General features: G+C 72.0%; 11 protein-coding genes. 4 read left to right on the forward strand and 7 right to left on the reverse strand.

Annotated features, from left to right (window positions below):
• Window positions 1–104: 104 nt before the first annotated feature.
• Together ACFYWJ_RS15725 and ACFYWJ_RS15730 are read right to left on the reverse strand one after the other, a co-directional pair.
• Window positions 105–2,603 (reverse strand): DUF3516 domain-containing protein, encoded by a 2,499-nt coding sequence (locus tag ACFYWJ_RS15725; RefSeq protein WP_355277585.1) that lies wholly within the window; start codon window positions 2,601–2,603, stop codon window positions 105–107.
• 56 nt (window positions 2,604–2,659) lie between these two features.
• Window positions 2,660–3,604 carry a PAC2 family protein gene (locus tag ACFYWJ_RS15730; RefSeq protein WP_355277582.1) on the reverse strand — a complete coding sequence of 315 codons (945 nt, stop codon included), beginning with the start codon at window positions 3,602–3,604 and terminating at the stop codon, window positions 2,660–2,662.
• Between the two features lie 195 nt (window positions 3,605–3,799).
• Here ACFYWJ_RS15730 and ACFYWJ_RS15735 point away from each other — a divergent pair, with 195 nt between their 5' ends.
• A complete protein-coding gene (locus ACFYWJ_RS15735) occupies window positions 3,800–4,540 on the forward strand; it encodes a sensor domain-containing protein (protein WP_355277580.1) in 741 nt (246 codons plus the stop codon).
• A 137-nt stretch (window positions 4,541–4,677) separates the two neighbouring features.
• Window positions 4,678–5,841: a DUF4192 domain-containing protein gene (locus ACFYWJ_RS15740; protein ID WP_355277577.1), complete on the forward strand. Its 1,164-nt coding sequence runs from the start codon at window positions 4,678–4,680 to the stop codon at window positions 5,839–5,841.
• Between the two features lie 13 nt (window positions 5,842–5,854).
• Here the strand turns inward: ACFYWJ_RS15740 and galE are convergent, their stop codons facing one another.
• Window positions 5,855–6,835 carry a UDP-glucose 4-epimerase GalE gene (gene galE, locus ACFYWJ_RS15745; RefSeq protein ID WP_355277574.1) on the reverse strand — a complete coding sequence of 327 codons (981 nt, stop codon included), beginning with the start codon at window positions 6,833–6,835 and terminating at the stop codon, window positions 5,855–5,857.
• Window positions 6,836–6,838: 3 nt separating this feature from the next.
• Window positions 6,839–7,525, reverse strand: coding sequence for a metal-dependent transcriptional regulator (locus ACFYWJ_RS15750; protein WP_355277572.1), 687 nt, complete (start codon window positions 7,523–7,525; stop codon window positions 6,839–6,841).
• A 129-nt stretch (window positions 7,526–7,654) separates the two neighbouring features.
• Between ACFYWJ_RS15750 and ACFYWJ_RS15755 the strand changes: the two genes are divergently transcribed.
• Window positions 7,655–8,896, forward strand: a complete 1,242-nt coding sequence (locus ACFYWJ_RS15755; protein WP_355277569.1) for an acetoin utilization protein AcuC — start codon at window positions 7,655–7,657, stop codon at window positions 8,894–8,896.
• Window positions 8,889–11,633: a GNAT family N-acetyltransferase gene (locus ACFYWJ_RS15760; protein ID WP_355277567.1), complete on the forward strand. Its 2,745-nt coding sequence runs from the start codon at window positions 8,889–8,891 to the stop codon at window positions 11,631–11,633. The genes ACFYWJ_RS15755 and ACFYWJ_RS15760 overlap by 8 nt, the downstream gene beginning before the upstream one ends.
• Window positions 11,634–11,744: 111 nt before the next feature.
• On the opposite strand, the gene ACFYWJ_RS15765 is transcribed toward ACFYWJ_RS15760, so the two are convergent.
• From ACFYWJ_RS15765 to ACFYWJ_RS15775, 3 genes are all read right to left on the reverse strand, one after another.
• Window positions 11,745–12,713 carry a sigma-70 family RNA polymerase sigma factor gene (locus tag ACFYWJ_RS15765; RefSeq protein ID WP_022566390.1) on the reverse strand — a complete coding sequence of 323 codons (969 nt, stop codon included), beginning with the start codon at window positions 12,711–12,713 and terminating at the stop codon, window positions 11,745–11,747.
• 168 nt (window positions 12,714–12,881) lie between these two features.
• Window positions 12,882–14,399: a methyltransferase gene (locus ACFYWJ_RS15770; RefSeq protein ID WP_355277564.1), complete on the reverse strand. Its 1,518-nt coding sequence runs from the start codon at window positions 14,397–14,399 to the stop codon at window positions 12,882–12,884.
• A 339-nt stretch (window positions 14,400–14,738) separates the two neighbouring features.
• Complete coding sequence (locus tag ACFYWJ_RS15775; RefSeq protein WP_355277562.1) at window positions 14,739–15,485, reverse strand: VOC family protein; 747 nt, start codon at window positions 15,483–15,485, stop codon at window positions 14,739–14,741.
• Window positions 15,486–15,646: the final 161 nt, after the last annotated feature.

Raw genomic sequence — 15,646 nt, forward strand, 5'->3', positions numbered from 1 at the left:
AGTTGAACTTTCGGTCGGCGGCCGGGAGAGACTATCAGCGGCGCCTACCCAACAACGAATCCGTCAAACATTCATCATTTTCGACGATAGTGAACGGGTATCACTCAGCCCGCCGACACCGTGACCTCGTCGAACACGACCTCGCCCGCGGCGTCGGACTCCTCCAGATCGACGATGGCCGTCAGCGCCCAGCCGTGGTCGCCGGCGGGGTCGTCGAGCACCTGGCGCACGTGCCAGAAACCCGGCCGCCGCTCCACCTGGAACAGCTGCGGGCCGCGGGCGTCGGGGCCGGTGCCGATCGTGGCGTACTCGTCGAAATAGGGGGCGAAGTCCTCGGCCCAGTCGGGTCCGGGGCTCAGTTCGTCGAGGTCGTACCAGCGCTGTCGTGAGGCCAGTTCGACGCGGCGGAACATGGCGTTGCGCACCATCACCCGGAAGGCTCGCTCGTTGGCCGAGATCGGGCGCACCGACTCCGCGCCGAACGCGACCTGTTCGGCGTCGTTCTCCGCGCCGGGGTTGGTGAGCTGCTCCCATTCGTCGAGCAGGCTCGAATCCACCTGGCGGATCAGCTCGCCCAGCCATTCGACGAGGTCGTCGAGTTCCTCGGTGCGCGCCGCGTCGGGCACCGTGCGGCGCAGCGCGCGGTAGGCGTCGGCGAGATAGCGCAGCACCACGCCCTCGGAACGGGCCAGCTCGTAGAACGAGATCAGCTCGGCGAAGGTCATCGCGCGCTCGATCATGTCGCGCACCACCGACTTCGGCGACGGCGCGAACTCCGAGACCCAGGGATGCCCGGCCCGGTAGGTCTCGAACGCGGGCTCGATCAGCTCGGCCAGCGGCTTGGGCCAGGTGACCTCTTCCAGGAGCTCCATGCGCTCCTCGTATTCGATACCGTCGGCCTTCATCTCGGCCACCGCGGCGCCGCGGGCCTTGTGCTGCTGGGCCATCAGCAGCTGGCGCGGGTCCTCCAGGGTCGCCTCGATCAGCGAGACGACATCGAGTGTGTAGGTGGGGCTTTCGCGATCGAGCAGTTCGAAGGCGGCCAGCGCGAACGGCGAGAGCGGCTGATCGAGAGCGAAGTCACGCTGCAGGTCGACGGTGAGCCGGGCCATCCGGCCCTTGGCGTCGGGCTCGGTGAGCTGTTGCACCACACCGGCATCGCGCAGCGCGCGGTAGAGCCGGATCGCGCGCAGGATGTGCTTGCGCTGGGCGGGCCGCGGCTCGTGGTTGTCCTCGAGCAGGTGGCGCATGGCGTCGAAGCAGTTGCCGGGCCGGGCGATCACGTTGAGCAGCAGGGCGTTGGTCACCGCGAAGCGCGACACCATCGGCTCCGGCTGCGCGGCGACGAGCCGGTCGAAGGTCTCCTCGCTCCACGAGACGAAACCCTCGGGTGGCTTGCGGCGCTGCACCTTCCGCTGCTTCTTCGGGTCGTCGCCCGCCTTGGCGATCAGGCGCGCGTTCTCCACCTCGTGCTCGGGCGCCTGGACGACGACGGTGCCCATGGTGTCGAAGCCGGCGCGACCGGCGCGGCCCGCGATCTGATGGAACTCACGGGCTTTGAGCCTGCGGGTGCGGACACCGTCGAACTTGGTGAGCCCGGTCAGCAGCACCGTGCGGATCGGCACGTTGATGCCGACGCCGAGGGTGTCGGTGCCGCACACCACCTTCAGCAGGCCGTCCTGGGCGAGCTTCTCCACCAGCCTGCGGTACTTGGGCAGCATGCCCGCGTGGTGCACGCCGATGCCGTGCCGGATCAGCCGCGAGAGGGTCTTGCCGAAACCGGCGGCGAACCGGAACTCGCCGATGGCGGCGGCGATCGCGTCCTTCTCGGCGCGAGTGGCGAAGTTCACGCTGGTCAGCGCCTGCGCGCGCTCCAGCGCGGCGGCCTGGGTGAAGTGCACGACGTACACCGGCGCCTGATGGGTGGTGACCAGTTCTTCGAGCGTCTCGGTGATGGGGGTGCGCACGTAGGAGAACGTCAGGGGGACAGGGCGTTCGGTGCCCGCGACCACCGCCGTGGCGCGGCCGGTGCGGCGTTCGAGATCCTCGGCGAAGAAGTCGACCTCGCCCAGGGTCGCCGACATCAGCAGGAACTGCGCGCGCGGCAGCTCGATGATCGGAACCTGCCAGGCCCAGCCGCGATCGGGATCGGCGTAGAAGTGGAACTCGTCCATCACGATCTGGCCGACCTCGGCGTCGGGGCCCTCGCGCAATGCCAGGTTCGCCAGGATCTCCGCCGTCGCGCAGATGATCGGGGCGTCGGCGTTGACCGCCGCGTCGCCGGTGACCATGCCGACGTTCGCCGCGCCGAACACCTCGCACAGCGCGAAGAACTTCTCGCTGACCAGCGCCTTGATCGGCGCGGTGTAGTAGCTGCGCTGCCCGTTGGCCATGGCGAACAGGTGCGCGCCGACCGCGACCAGGGACTTGCCCGAGCCGGTCGGCGTCGCCAGGATCACGTTGGACCCCGACGCCAGCTCCATCAGCGCCTCGTCCTGCGCCGGATACAGGGGGGTGCCCTGCTCGGCGGCCCACGCCGCGAACGACTCGTAGAGCGCGTCGGCGTCGGTCCCGGGGATTTCGAGCAGGTCGGTCAGATCCACTCCGACCACCCTAGTGGGCGGGGTGGGCGTGGCCCCCGTCAGCACGGCCCGGCGGGTCAGTCCTCGCTGTCGCGGGCGTTGTCGCCGTAACCGCCCTGCTCGGCGAGGAACCGCTCGAACTCGGCGCCGAGCTCCTCGCCGCTGGGCAGTTCACCGTCGCCGGCCAGCAGGCTGGACTGGCTCTCCTGGGCGGTCACGAAGCTGTCGTACTGGCGTTCCAGCGCCGTCACGACGGTCTCGACCTCCTCGTTGCCCGCGATGTGCTCGGCGACCTGCTCGCGCACGCGCGCGGCCGCCTCGCCCAGCGCGGTGAGCGGCAGTTCGAGGCCGGCGCTGTCGGCGACGTTCTCCAGCAGCGTCTGGGCGGCTTCCGGGTAGTCGGTCTGGGCCAGGTAGTGCGGCACGTGCACGGAGAACCCGAGCGACTCGTGGCCGTGCTGGGCCATCCGGAACTCGAGCAGCGAGGACGCGCTGCCGGGCACCTGCAGCTCACCGGGCCAGCGCTGGTGGTCACCGATCAGCGAACGGTCCGAGGAATGCGCGGTGACACCCAGCGGCCGGGTGTGCGGAATCGCCATCGGGATCGCGGACAGCCCGATCGTGCGGCGCACACCGAGCTGCTCGGCCAGCAGCCGCACCGCGGTGGTGAACTTCTCCCAGCGCAGATCCGGCTCCAGGCCCGCCAGCAGCAGGAACGGGGTGCCCGCGGTGTCGCGCAGCGCCCACAGGTTCAGCTCGGGCTCGGCGTACTCGGCGAAGTGATCGGTCTTGAACGTCATCAGCGGCCGGCGCGAGCGGTAATCGAGCAGCTCGTCGACGTCGAAGGAGGCGACGAGCTCGGATTCCAGGCTCTCGCGCAGATGGGTGGTCGCCAGGCGCACGGCGTGACCGGCGTCGGTGAAACCTTCCAGCCCGTGCACCAGCACGGGGCCCGCGCCGTCGTCCGACGACAGCTGCGGTGCCGGGAACTCCAGCTCGTACATGTGCGACTGGTCATCCATCGCGTACTCCTTCCTGCGCGGTCCACCAACGCTCGCGGCGGGGGAGGCGTTCTCCATTGTCCCCCACGCGAGCAGACGCGTCGCACACGGCCGGAGGACGGCTCGTCCTGCTACACAACAGCCACCGCTGCCTCGACATTCCCGCGCGGCGTGGCGATCACGCCCCGACCGGCCCGGTGCGGCACAGTGGGAGGGGTGAACGTGGCGGAAACGACACCGGCCCACCACGGCGATCCGGTCCGGCGCCCCGGGCAGCGGCGCCGGACCCTCGTCTGCGCGGTGGCGGTCGCCGGGCTCGCGCTGACCGGGTGTGGCGAGAGCATCAGCGGCACGCCGGTCGCCCAGAGCGCGATGGCGGTCCGGCACGTCGACGGCGCGCTCGCCGATCTGCTGCCCACCGCGCAGCAGTTCCCGGCCCGGTATCCGGCCGTGGTGCTGCCGCCGCAGGCAGCGGCCGCGGCGGCGGGCGATCTGGACGGGGTCGGGGCCGGGGCCACCGTCAGCCCGTCGCGATGCACGCCACCGGACCCAGAGCCGGGCGGCGAACCGGCCGCGGTCGCGGTCGGCAACGACGACGCGAGCCGGGCCACGCTCACCGTCGAACTGGCGCGCACCACCGAGGCGGCCGCGCGCCTGCGCGACCGGCTCGCGGGGTGCGAGCAGATCCGGGTCAGCCGGGCGGGTGCGGAATCGACCGTCTCGACCGTGCTCGGCACCGCCGTCCCGGGAGGCGCCGACGACGCGGTGTCGTTGCGGCGCACCGTTGTTCCCGATGTCGGTGGGCCAGGGCTGACCCAGACGATGCAGACCTCGATCGGGCAGGTCGGCGATGTGCGGATCACGGTGACGTCGATGACCTTCGGCGCGGGGCAGCCGGACGACCAGGCCGTCGCGGAGATGTTCGCGACCGCCGTGCGCCGGGTGCGCGAGGCCTAGCACGCGGGGGTGACAAGTCCGGTCCGGGCGCGACGCCGGGACCGGGATCGCTCCACAGCCGCGACGCCGTCAACAGGGCGGCGGAATGCCCAGGTCGGCTGTCCGGCGCCGACCACGGCCCCGGGCACGGTGGAGCCATGACACCTTCGACGAACTCCACCCGCCGGGCCACCCGCTCCGGACCCTTTCCCCGGGCGCTCACCTGCGCCGAATCCACGCCCGGCTATCCCGCGCGACTGCCGCAGCCGCCGCTGCGGGTGGACGATCCCGGCGAGCTCATCGCCGCCCTGCCCGCCATGCTCGGTTTCGTCCCCGAACGCTCGCTGGTCGTCGCGGTGCTGCGCGGCGCGGGTGGGGGCGATGCCACGGCGATCGAGGCGGTCGTGCGCTTCGATCTGGACGCACTGGGCGATCCGCACCGGATCGGCCAGTTCACCGCCTGTGTCGGGTCGATCTGCCTGCGTGAGCACGCCGGTGGGGTGCTGGCGGTCTTCGTCGACGAGGCCGGGACCGGGGTGCTGCCCGCGCTGCGGGCGGCGTCGCTGCTCGAAGCGCTCGGTGACGAGGGCGTCGCCGTGTGCGGGGCCTGGTCGGTGCCCGCGATCGTGGCGGGAGCACGGTTCCGCGACCTGTTCCAGCGCGGTGCGGGCGGGGTCGTCGGGGATCCGGCGGCGTCGATGGTGGCGCTCTCGCACGTCCTCGACGGCAGGCAGATCCGCGGCTCCCGCAACGAACTGACCGCCCTGGTCCGGCCCGACCGGCACCTGCGCGCCCGGGTGCAGACCAGGCTCGGACCCGCGGTCGCGCGCTATCGCGAAGGCCTGTCCGCGGCGGCGCGCGCCGGGCACGCGGTGGCCTATCAGCGCCGGGCGCTGGAATGGGTGCTGTGGCAGATTGCCGACGCCGCCTCCGGGGCGTCGCGCGCCGATCGCGAACTCGCGCAGCTGGCCGCCACGCTGCGGGACCGGCCGATCCGGGACGCGATGTACGGGCTGGCGCTGGGCGATCACGCCGAGGCCGCCGAGCAGCTGTGGGCCCAGCTGGCCCGGGCCACCCCCGGCGCCGATCGCGCCGAAGCCGCCGCGCTGCTGGGGTTCAGCGCCTACCTGCGCGGGGACGGCCCGTTCGCCGGCGTCGCCCTCGCCGCCGCGGTGGACGCCGACGCGACCCACCCGATGGCCGTGCTGCTGGAGACCTCGTTGCAGAGCGGTTTGCGGCCGGAACGGCTCCGCAAACTCGCGCACTGCGGTCACCAGATCGCGGCCGATCTGGGGGTCGACATCGGCCCACTCCGGTCATGAAGATCGGCGGAACTCAGCGCGCGCTGTGTGCCTTGTCACCCAGCGAACGCAGGAATTCCCAGGCGTCGGAGACGATCTCGTCGAGATCGTTGTGCTCGGGCCGCCAGCCCAGCTCGGCGATCGCCCGGTCGCTGGAGGCGATGAGGACCGCCGGATCGCCCGCGCGGCGCGGCGCGTCGATCGCCTCGATCGCCAGGCCGGTCACCCGCTCGCACGCCGAGATCACTTCGCGCACCGAGAAACCGGTGCCCGAGCCGAGATTGAGGATCCGGTGGCTGCCCGGCTGCGACGAGGACAGGGCGAGCAGATGCGCCTGCGCCAGGTCGCGGATGTGGATGTAGTCCCGAACGCACGTGCCGTCCGGCGTCGGCCAGTCGGTGCCGTAGACGGAGATGGCCTTGCGGTGGCCCAGCGCCACCTGCAACACGAGGGGGATCAGATGCGTTTCCACGACCCGGTTCTCACCGAGACCGGCGTAGGCGCCTGCCACGTTGAAGTAGCGCAGGCTCGTCGCGGCCAGACCGTGCGCCACCGCGTAGGAGGTGATGGCGTGGTCGATGGCCAGCTTGCTCGCGCCGTAGGGGTTGGTGGGGCGGGTCGGCGCGGCCTCGGTGATCGGCACCTGCTCCGGTTCGCCGTAGGTCGCGGCGGTGGAGGAGAACACCAGGCGCGGGGTGCCGGTCTCGCGGATCGCCTCGAGCAGGGTCAGCGTCTTGACGACATTGCCCTGCCAGTACTTCTCCGGCTGCTCCACCGACTCGCCGACGAGCGACTGTGCCGCGAAATGCAGGACGCCGTCGAAGGATTCGGCGCGCAGCAACTCCGGTGCCGCGACGGCGATGTCACCCTGGACGAACCGGGCGCCGGCGGGGACGCCGTCGGCGTTACCGGTCGAGAGGTCGTCGACGACGACCACCTCGTTGCCGGCCTCGAGCAGGACGGCGGCGCAGACGCCGCCCACGTAGCCGGCGCCGCCGGTGACCAGAAGTTTCACGTATCAGACCAGCCTCACCTGGACGGCGTGCGCCATCTCTTCGGACAGTTCGAAACCACTGTGCCCCGGCACCGTGATCAGCACCGCACCCGGCTTGGTCTCGACGGTGACGCGCGCGTCGGGCACCACACCCGCCTCGCGCAGCCTGCCGATGACCTCCGGGTCGGTCTGGATGTGCTCGGCCAGCCTGCGCACCACGACGGCGTGCAGCGCGCCGTTGGGCAGGTCGGACAGCCGCACGAGCGTCTCCTCGGCAGCGGGGGTATCGCCGAGGCCGAGCTCGTCCAGCCCGGGGATGGGATTGCCGTAGGGCGAGGTGGTCGGGTGGTTGAGCACCTCGATCAGGCGCCGTTCCACCTCCTCGCTCATCACGTGCTCCCAGCGGCACGCCTCGGCGTGCACGTTCTGCCAGTCGAGGCCGATGATGTCGACCAGCAACCGCTCGGCGAGCCGGTGCTTGCGCATCACCGCGACCGCCATGGCGCGGCCCTTGTCGGTCAGCTCGAGGTGGCGGTCACCCGCGACCAGCAGGAGGCCGTCGCGTTCCATCCGCGCGACCGTCTGGCTCACCGTCGGACCACTCTGCTCGAGCCGCTCGGCGATACGCGCCCGCAGCGGCACCACGCCCTCTTCCTCGAGGTCGTAGATGGTACGGAGATACATCTCCGTGGTGTCGACCAGATCCTTCACCTGTTACCCCTTCGTCGGCACGAATTCTACCCACGCGCGAACGCCCGTCCGCCCGCCGGACCGGCGGCCCTATTTCTACTGCATGTCAACGCGTCACGGGGGTCGCTGCTTCCGACTAGCGTGGCGAGCATGGTCACGCCGCCGCGCAGCGAAGAGCCCGGGACCGTCGTGTGGACCGAGCGATTCCTCGGCTACACCTGGAGTCCGGAGCACCCGATGAAACCGGCGCGTCTGCAGTTCACCATGTCGCTGGCCGAAAGTCTGGGCGTGCTCGACGGTGTCGAGCCGTTGGCGCCGGCCGCGGCTACCCGGGCCGACCTGTTGCGGGTGCACAGCAGCGCCTACATCGAGGCGGTGCGGCGGGCCGGTGACGGCCCACCGACGCCCGAGGACACGGTGTACGGCTTGGGAACCGCCGACAATCCCATCTTCCCACGCATGCACGAGGCGGCGTCGGTCATCGTGGGCGGAACCCTCGCCGCCGCCGGGGAGATCGCGGCCGGGCGGACCCGGCGGGCAGTGAGCATCGGTGGTGGCATGCATCACGCCATGCCCGACGCGGCGGCGGGCTTCTGCATCTACAACGATGCCGCGATCGCGATCTCGTGGCTGCTCGATCACGGCTTCGACCGCATCGCCTACCTCGACGTCGACGTCCATCACGGCGACGGCGTGCAACGCGCCTTCTACGCCGATCCGCGGGTGCTGACGATCTCGCTGCACCAGCACCCGGCGACGTTGTGGCCCAACACCGGCTGGCCCACCGAGACCGGCATCGGGGCGGCCGAGGGCACCTCGATCAACCTGCCGCTGCTGCCCGGCACCCGGGATGCCCAGTGGCTGCGCGGATTCCACGCGGTGGTGCCCGGCGCGGTGGCCGCGTTCCGGCCGCAGATCATCGTCAGCCAGTGCGGCGTGGACACCCATCGGGAGGACCCGCTGGCCGATCTCGAACTCACCGTGGACGGTCAGCGCGCGGCCTTCCTGGCGATGCGTGATTTGGCCGACACGTACGCCGAGGGGCGCTGGCTGGCCATCGGTGGCGGCGGATACGGGGTGGTCCGGGTGGTGCCGCGGGCCTGGACGCATCTGCTCGCCGCCGCCCTGGACCGGCCGCTGGCACCGGAGACCCCGGTCCCGGCCGACTGGATCGAGCAGGTACGCGCCGCCGCGCCCCGGGTCCAGCCGCCGACCAGCATGGGTGACGGTGGCGACACCGCCTACCGGCCCTGGGACGGTCCCGGTGGCACCCCCGAGCTCGGTGACGCCGGCCAGATCCGCGCCCAGCGGGCCGTCGACACCGCCATCACGGCCACCCGGCGGGCGAGTTTCGCCCTGCTCGGGCTCGACCCGGAGGACCCTCGTGACTGAGCCGCTGCTCCCCGACACCCCCGATACGCCCGCGAATCCGCCTGCGCCACCCCAGCACTGGTACGGCGACGTGCTCGCCTCCGACGGCGGCGTGGTCCGGGTGCGCCCGATCGTGCCCGCCGACGCGCCCGCGCTGGCCGTGTTCCACGCCGCGCTGTCGGATCGCACCCGGTATCTGCGCTATTTCGGTCCGTACCCGCGGATCTCGCCCAAGGACATGTACCGCACCACCCACGTGGACTACCGCGACCGGGTGGGACTGGTCGCCCTGCTCGGGGACGCGATCATCGGCGTCGCCCGCTACGAGCTGCTCGACCGGCAGGGCCCGCGCGCCGCCGAGGTCGCGTTCGTGGTCGCCGACGAGCACCAGGGCCGCGGGCTCGGCTCGGTGCTGCTCGAGCACCTGGCGGGGGCGGCGGCCGAGAACGAGGTGGTGGCCTTCGTCGCGGAGGTGCTCGCCGAGAACGAGGCGATGATCACCGTCTTCCGCGATGCCGGCTATCAGCTGCAGCGCAGTCGCGACGGCGCCGAGGTGCATCTGGAATTCGCGATCGACCCCACCGAAGCGCTGCGCACCGTGCGGGATTCGCGCGAGGCAGCCTCGGAGGCGCGCAGCGTCGGCAACCTGCTCGCACCGGGCTCGGTGGCCGTGATCGGCGCGTCGCCGGAGGCCACCAGGGTCGGCGGCGCGGTACTGGCGAACCTGCTCGCCGGCGGCTTCAGCGGCCCGGTGTTCCCGGTGAACCCGCACCGGCGGTCGGTGCGGGGGGTGCGCGCCTACGCCACGGTGCGCGAGATCCCCGACGAAGTGGACCTGGCGGTCGTCGCGGTACCACCGGCCGCCATCGGGTCGGTGCTCGACGACTGCATGGCCAAGGGGGTCAAGGGCCTGGTGGTGCTGACGGCGGGTTTCGGCGAGACCGGACCCGAGGGCCTGGCCGCCGAACACGAGCTGGTCGCCGCGGCCCGCGGCCACGGCATGCGGGTGGTCGGCCCCAGCGCGCTCGGTATCGCCAACACCGACCCGGCGGTGGGGCTCAACGCCACCCTGGCCCCGGTGCTGCCCGAGCGCGGGCGGATCGGGTTCTTCTGCCAGTCCGGCCCGCTGGGCGCGGCGATCCTCGGGGAGGCGGCAGCCCGCAATCTCGGCCTGTCGACGTTCGTGTCGGCGGGCAACCGCGCCGATGTCTCCGGCAACGATCTGCTGCAGTTCTGGGACACCGCCGCCGATACCGAGGTGATCCTGCTGTACCTGGAGAGCTTCGGTAATCCGCGCAAGTTCTCCCGGCTGGCCCGGCGGGTGGCGCGCGGCAAGCCGATCGTGGCGGTGAGCAGCGGCCGGCTGGCGGCGGGCGCCGATATGGATCGCACGGTGGTGCGCGACCTGTTCGCCCAGGCCGGGATCATCCAGGTCGACTCCATCTCGGAGCTGTTCGACTGCGCCGCGCTGCTGGCCAGTCAGCCGTTGCCGCGCGGGCCACGGGTGGCGGTGGTCGGCAACAGCGCCGCGTTGAACTGGCTGGCCATCGACGCCGCGCACAGCGAGGGCCTGCGCGTGCACCGGCCCGCCACGGCGCTGGATCGCGGTCCCAGCGCGCGGCCGACCGAGCGGGCCGCCAGCGCGCCGGTCGACGGACCGGTGGATCTGGGGCCGGACGCCACCCCCGCCGACTACCGGGAAGCGGTGCAGGCCGCGCTGCGCAGCGACGAGGTCGACGCGGTGATCGTCGTCGTCGCACCGCCGGTGCCGGTGCCGATGACCGGCTTCGCCGACGCGCTCCGGGCCGCGGCCGCCTCGGCGCCCGGCAAGGACAAGCCGGTGCTGACCACCTTCGTCGCCGAGTCGGGCATTCCGAAGCTGCTCGCGGTCCGCACGACCGGCGGCGCGCCGGCCAGAGGCTCCATCCCGTCGTATCCGGACCCGGAACGCGCGGCCAGGGCACTGGCCAGGGCCGAGCGTTACGCCCGCTGGCGGGACCGGCCGGTCTCCCCGGTCGTGCGGCCGCCCGGCATCGACACCGCGGCCGCGTCGGCCCTGGTGACGGGGTGGCTGGCGGAATCGGGCGGGCGCTGGCTCACCGACGAGGAGACGGTGCGGCTGCTGAGCTGCTACGGCATCGAGGTGGTCGAGTTCCGGGCGGTGCACGACGCCGAACAGGCGGTCGCCGCCGCCGAGGAACTGGGCTATCCGGTCGCGGCGAAGGCCACCGGGGAGCTGTGGCGGCGCAGGCCGGACCTGCTCGGGGTGCGGCTTGACCTGTGGACCCCCGACGCGGTCCGCCAGGCCTATACCGACCTGGTGGAGATCTGCGGCGATCCGCTGCTGCACGTGCAGAAGATGGCGACCAAGGGCATGGGGTGCGTGCTGCGGGTCACCGACGACCCGTCGTTCGGGTCGGTCATCGAGTTCGGGCTCTCGGGCCTGATCATCGAGCTGCTCGGCGACCGTGCCTTCCGCGCGCTGCCGCTCACCGCGGAGGAATCCGTGGCCCTGATCGAGGCGCCACGGGCCGCGCCGCTGCTGTCCGGGGGTCAGGCCGGGCCAGCCGTCGACAAGGCGGCCCTGGCCGAGCTGGCGCAGCGCATCTCGGCCCTGTTCGACGACATCCCGCAGATGCGCGAGCTGTCCTGTGATCCGGTGCTCGCGGCACCGTCCTCGGCCGAGATCATCTACGCCAGGGCCCGGATCGGCCCGGAACCGAGCCGCTTCGACACCGGTCCGCGCAGGCTGGCCTGAGCGGGTCCCCGACGAACAACGCCGACCGGCTCGCGACCCCGGAGGGGTGAGATCGCGGACACCGGTCGGCGTTTCGGCAGACGACCCCGCGGGGCCGTCGGGTTCTCGGGATCAGCTGGCGTAGGCGCGCAGCCGGTCGGCGCGCTCGCCCTTGCGCAGCTTGGACATGACCTCGCGCTCGATCTGGCGGACCCGCTCGCGGGACAGACCGAACAGCTTGCCGATCTGGTCCAGGGTGCGGGGCTGACCGTCGTCGAGGCCGAAGCGCAGGCGGATGACCTGCTGTTCGCGCTCGTCGAGGGTGGCCAGGACGCTGCGCACGTCGTGGTGCAGCAGGCCGGCGATGACCGCGCTCTCGGCGGAGGTGGCCTCGGAGTCCTCGATGAAGTCGCCCAGCGGGGCTTCCTCGTCGTTGCCGACCGGCATGTCCAGGCTGACCGGGTCGCGGCTGTGGTCGAGCAGGTCGGCGATCTTCTCCACCGGGATGCCCGACTCGTTGGCGAGTTCGGCGTCGGTGGCCTCGCGGCCGAGCTGCTGGTGCAGCTCACGCTTGATCCTGGCGAGCTTGTTGACCTGCTCGACCAGGTGCACGGGGAGCCGGATGGTGCGGCTCTGGTCGGCCATACCGCGGGTGATGGCCTGGCGGATCCACCAGGTGGCGTAGGTGGAGAACTTGAAGCCCTTGGCGTAGTCGAACTTCTCCATCGCGCGGATCAGTCCGAGGTTGCCCTCCTGGATCAGGTCGAGCAGCGGCATGCCGCGGCCGGTGTAGCGCTTGGCCAGCGAGACGACCAGGCGCAGGTTGGCCTCGAGCAGATGCGAGCGGGCGGCCTGCCCTTCGCGGACCAGAATCGCCAGATCACGCTTGCGGGTCGCCGATAACCGCTTACCGGTCTCGAGCAGGTGCTGGGCATACAGGCCCGCCTCGATACGCTTGGCCAACTCGACCTCGTCGGCCGCCGTGAGCAGTGCCGTGCGGCCGATTCCGTTCAGGTACACGCGTACCAGGTCGGCGGCCGGGCTCTGGGCGTCGATATCGGACTCGCTGGGGCGCACACGAGTAGTGGCGGGGCTTGTCATGACTTGCCTCCTGTCGGTGGTGTCTCACTCCGATCAACGGACCCGACTTAGAGAAAGTTCCCGATCGTGCCGGTGATAAACCGCTCTGAGCTGCGGGTTCCCACCGGTACGGCTGAGAAGTTCCTGAGAAGAGCACCGTGCCCGGAACTCGGCCCACCACCGGGCGGCTTACACGGGTCGGACCAATCCGTGGCGCACCAGACCGGCCACGACGCCGAGTGCCTGGGCGGCGAACTCCGGGGTCACCTCGTCGGCGCCCTCGGCGAGGGCCAGCAGTTCGAGCAGTTCGTACAACGGCAGACCATCCGGTCGCATTCCCGCGACCAGGGCCACCGTCGACTCGTCGACCTCGTGCTGCCAGCGCGGGCCGTCGCCGCGATGCAGCCGCGCGACCTGCTCGGCCCAGCCGTGCTCACCGGGCAGATACACCCGCTCCAGGGCGGTGGCCGGGCTCGGCGCGAAGCGGGAGGTCCAGGCGAGGGTGTCGTCGGCGGCCACCGCGCGCAGCCACGCCGAGCGCGCGAAGTAGGCGGGCGCCTCGTCGCCGAGCGGATCATCGAAGCCGTGGGTGAGGTCCTCGGCCATCAGCTCGGTCGGTCCGTCGATGGCGTGCAGGTAGACGAACCCGAACCCGATGCCCTCCACGTCGGCGGCCTCGAACGCCGCCAGCCACGCCTCCGCGCGGGCCTGGGCGGCCGGGTCACGCGGGTCCAGGCCCGCGTCGCGCAGCCAGGTGCCCACGTAGAGCGCCGGATCGGCGACGTCGCGCTGCACGACCCAGGCGTCGACGCCGTGGGCGGGCAGCCACGACGACACCCGCTGCCGCCAGTCCTGGCCCTCGACGTGCACCCAGGCGGCGAGCATGGCCGCGGTGCCGCCGGGGGCCAGCAGGCCGGGCGCCTGCCCGATCACCAGTTCGCTGGCACCGTCCAGGGCCAGCCCGGAGTCGCGATAGGTGTGCTCGATGCGCGCCGGGCCGACCACGAACGGGGGATTGGCCACGATCTGATCGAACTTCCGGCCCGCCACCGGTTCGAACCAGGACCCTTCCCGCAGTTCGATGTCGAGTTCGTTCAGGGCGGCGGTGGCCTGGGCCAGCCACAGCGCCCGCGCGTTGACGTCGGTGGCCGTGACCCGGCCCGCGTAGCTCGCCGCGTGCACGGCCTGCACACCGCAGCCGGTGCCCAGGTCGAGCAGGGTGCCCACCGGTTCGGTCGGTGTGGCGCGCAGCAGCGACAGCGACGCGTGCCCGACACCGAGGACGTGGTCCTCGGTGAGGGTGCGCCTGCGCATCGAATCGTCGAGGTCGGACAGGATCCAGCGGGTGCCCGCGCCGGTGTCGAGCGGGCGCAGATCCAGTGCGGCCCTGAGGTCGTCGCCGTTCCGGGCCAGCAGCCCCGCCGCGACGGCGTCGTCGATCCGCACCGGCGACAGCGCGGCGGCGACCTCGCGTTCCGGCAGCGCGTCACCGAGCAGCAGCAGCCGGATCAGCGTGCCCAGCTCCCCGGCCGCCCGCGCGGCCCGGCGCACCGGCACCGGCTCGGACCGGCCCAGCGCGGCGTGCACGTCGGGGCCGAGCGCGTCCACCAGCGTGTCGGCGTCGTAGCCGACCCGGATCAGCGCCGCGCGCAGGTCCGGGCACAGCGCGGTGAGCAGGGAACCGGTGGCGGTGGGGTTCGTAGGCACCCGCCTACTCTGCCAGGGCGACGCGCGCCCGGATCGACCAGTTACAGGCGCGTGTCGTACGGCACTGCACGCGCCCACCGCTGGAGGGGCCGCCTCCGTGCCGACGGTGCTGGGCTGGCAACCGTCGCCGCCACCGGCCACTCCCGGACCATGTCCGGCGTCGATGGGGCTGTCTGCCGTGGCCGCCACCAGGCCGGTCCCGGACCCTGTCTGGCCGTCGATGGGGTAGAGGTCACCGGCGCCCAGGCTCGTTCTGGTACTCGCGCATCGTGTCCGGTCGTCGATCGTTCGTCCGGCAGGAGCCCGGGGCGGTGACGACGGCGGTCCCGGCCGGGTGGTTCAGCCGGTGTACGGGTCGCGGCCGGTGACGCAGTAGAGCGCGGAACCCGGGTCGCGCAACACGATCCAGCGTTCGCCGTCCGCGACCCGGGTGGCACCCAGCGATTCGTGCCAGGCGGCGGTGGCGGTGATATCGGAGGAGGCCAGGTCCGGGTGGGCGGCGGCGGGGCGCGGCTCGTCGAGGCGCTGGAGCAGGAAGTGCAGCGGCTGATCGGGGCCGCGCAGGCGGGAGAACTCGGGACGACGGCCCGGCCGGTGGGTCCAGCCGGTCAGCGCCTGCCAGAAGGCGGTGTCGGTCGCGATGTCGGCGGGGGACAGGTCCAGGCAGATCTGATCGAGGCGGGTCACGGTGCCGTCGGGCGCGGTCGACACGACGACCGGGGGTGGGGTCGCGTCCGCGGACGCGGCGGCCTCGCGAACCGGGGTGAAGCAGAACGTCTGTCCGGCGGGCGATTCCAGCACGGTGTAGTCGCGCTCGACGGTGACGACCCGGGCGCCGAGGTCGGTCGCGCTCGCCACCGCGGCGGGGATGTCGTCGACGTCGAGGTCGAGATGGATGCCGCCGTCGTCCCCGACACGCTGCATCTTCAGCCAGGCGGGACCGGTGGCGGGCAGCAGGGTCACGAATTCGCCGTCGGCGCCCCGGGGTTCGGACACGGTGCAGCCGGTGATCGTCGCCCAGAATCGCACGCAGTCGTCGAAACCGGTGGCGGGACGGTCGAGAAAGGCCCACGTCCAGCGAATCATGCTGTCTCCGTTTCGGTGTGGCTCGGGTCCCGGCGCGGCCGACCGATCGTCGGCGCGGGGGCGGAGGTCCTGTCCGCACGGTAGGCGGCAACGGGCGCGCTGTCGACCGCGATAACGCCGGGCGGCGAGTTGGCAGGATGTCGACGAAAGATGTCATCGCG

Source organism: Nocardia sp. NPDC003269, assembly GCF_042888005.1.
In the GTDB taxonomy this organism is placed as follows: domain Bacteria; phylum Actinomycetota; class Actinomycetes; order Mycobacteriales; family Mycobacteriaceae; genus Nocardia.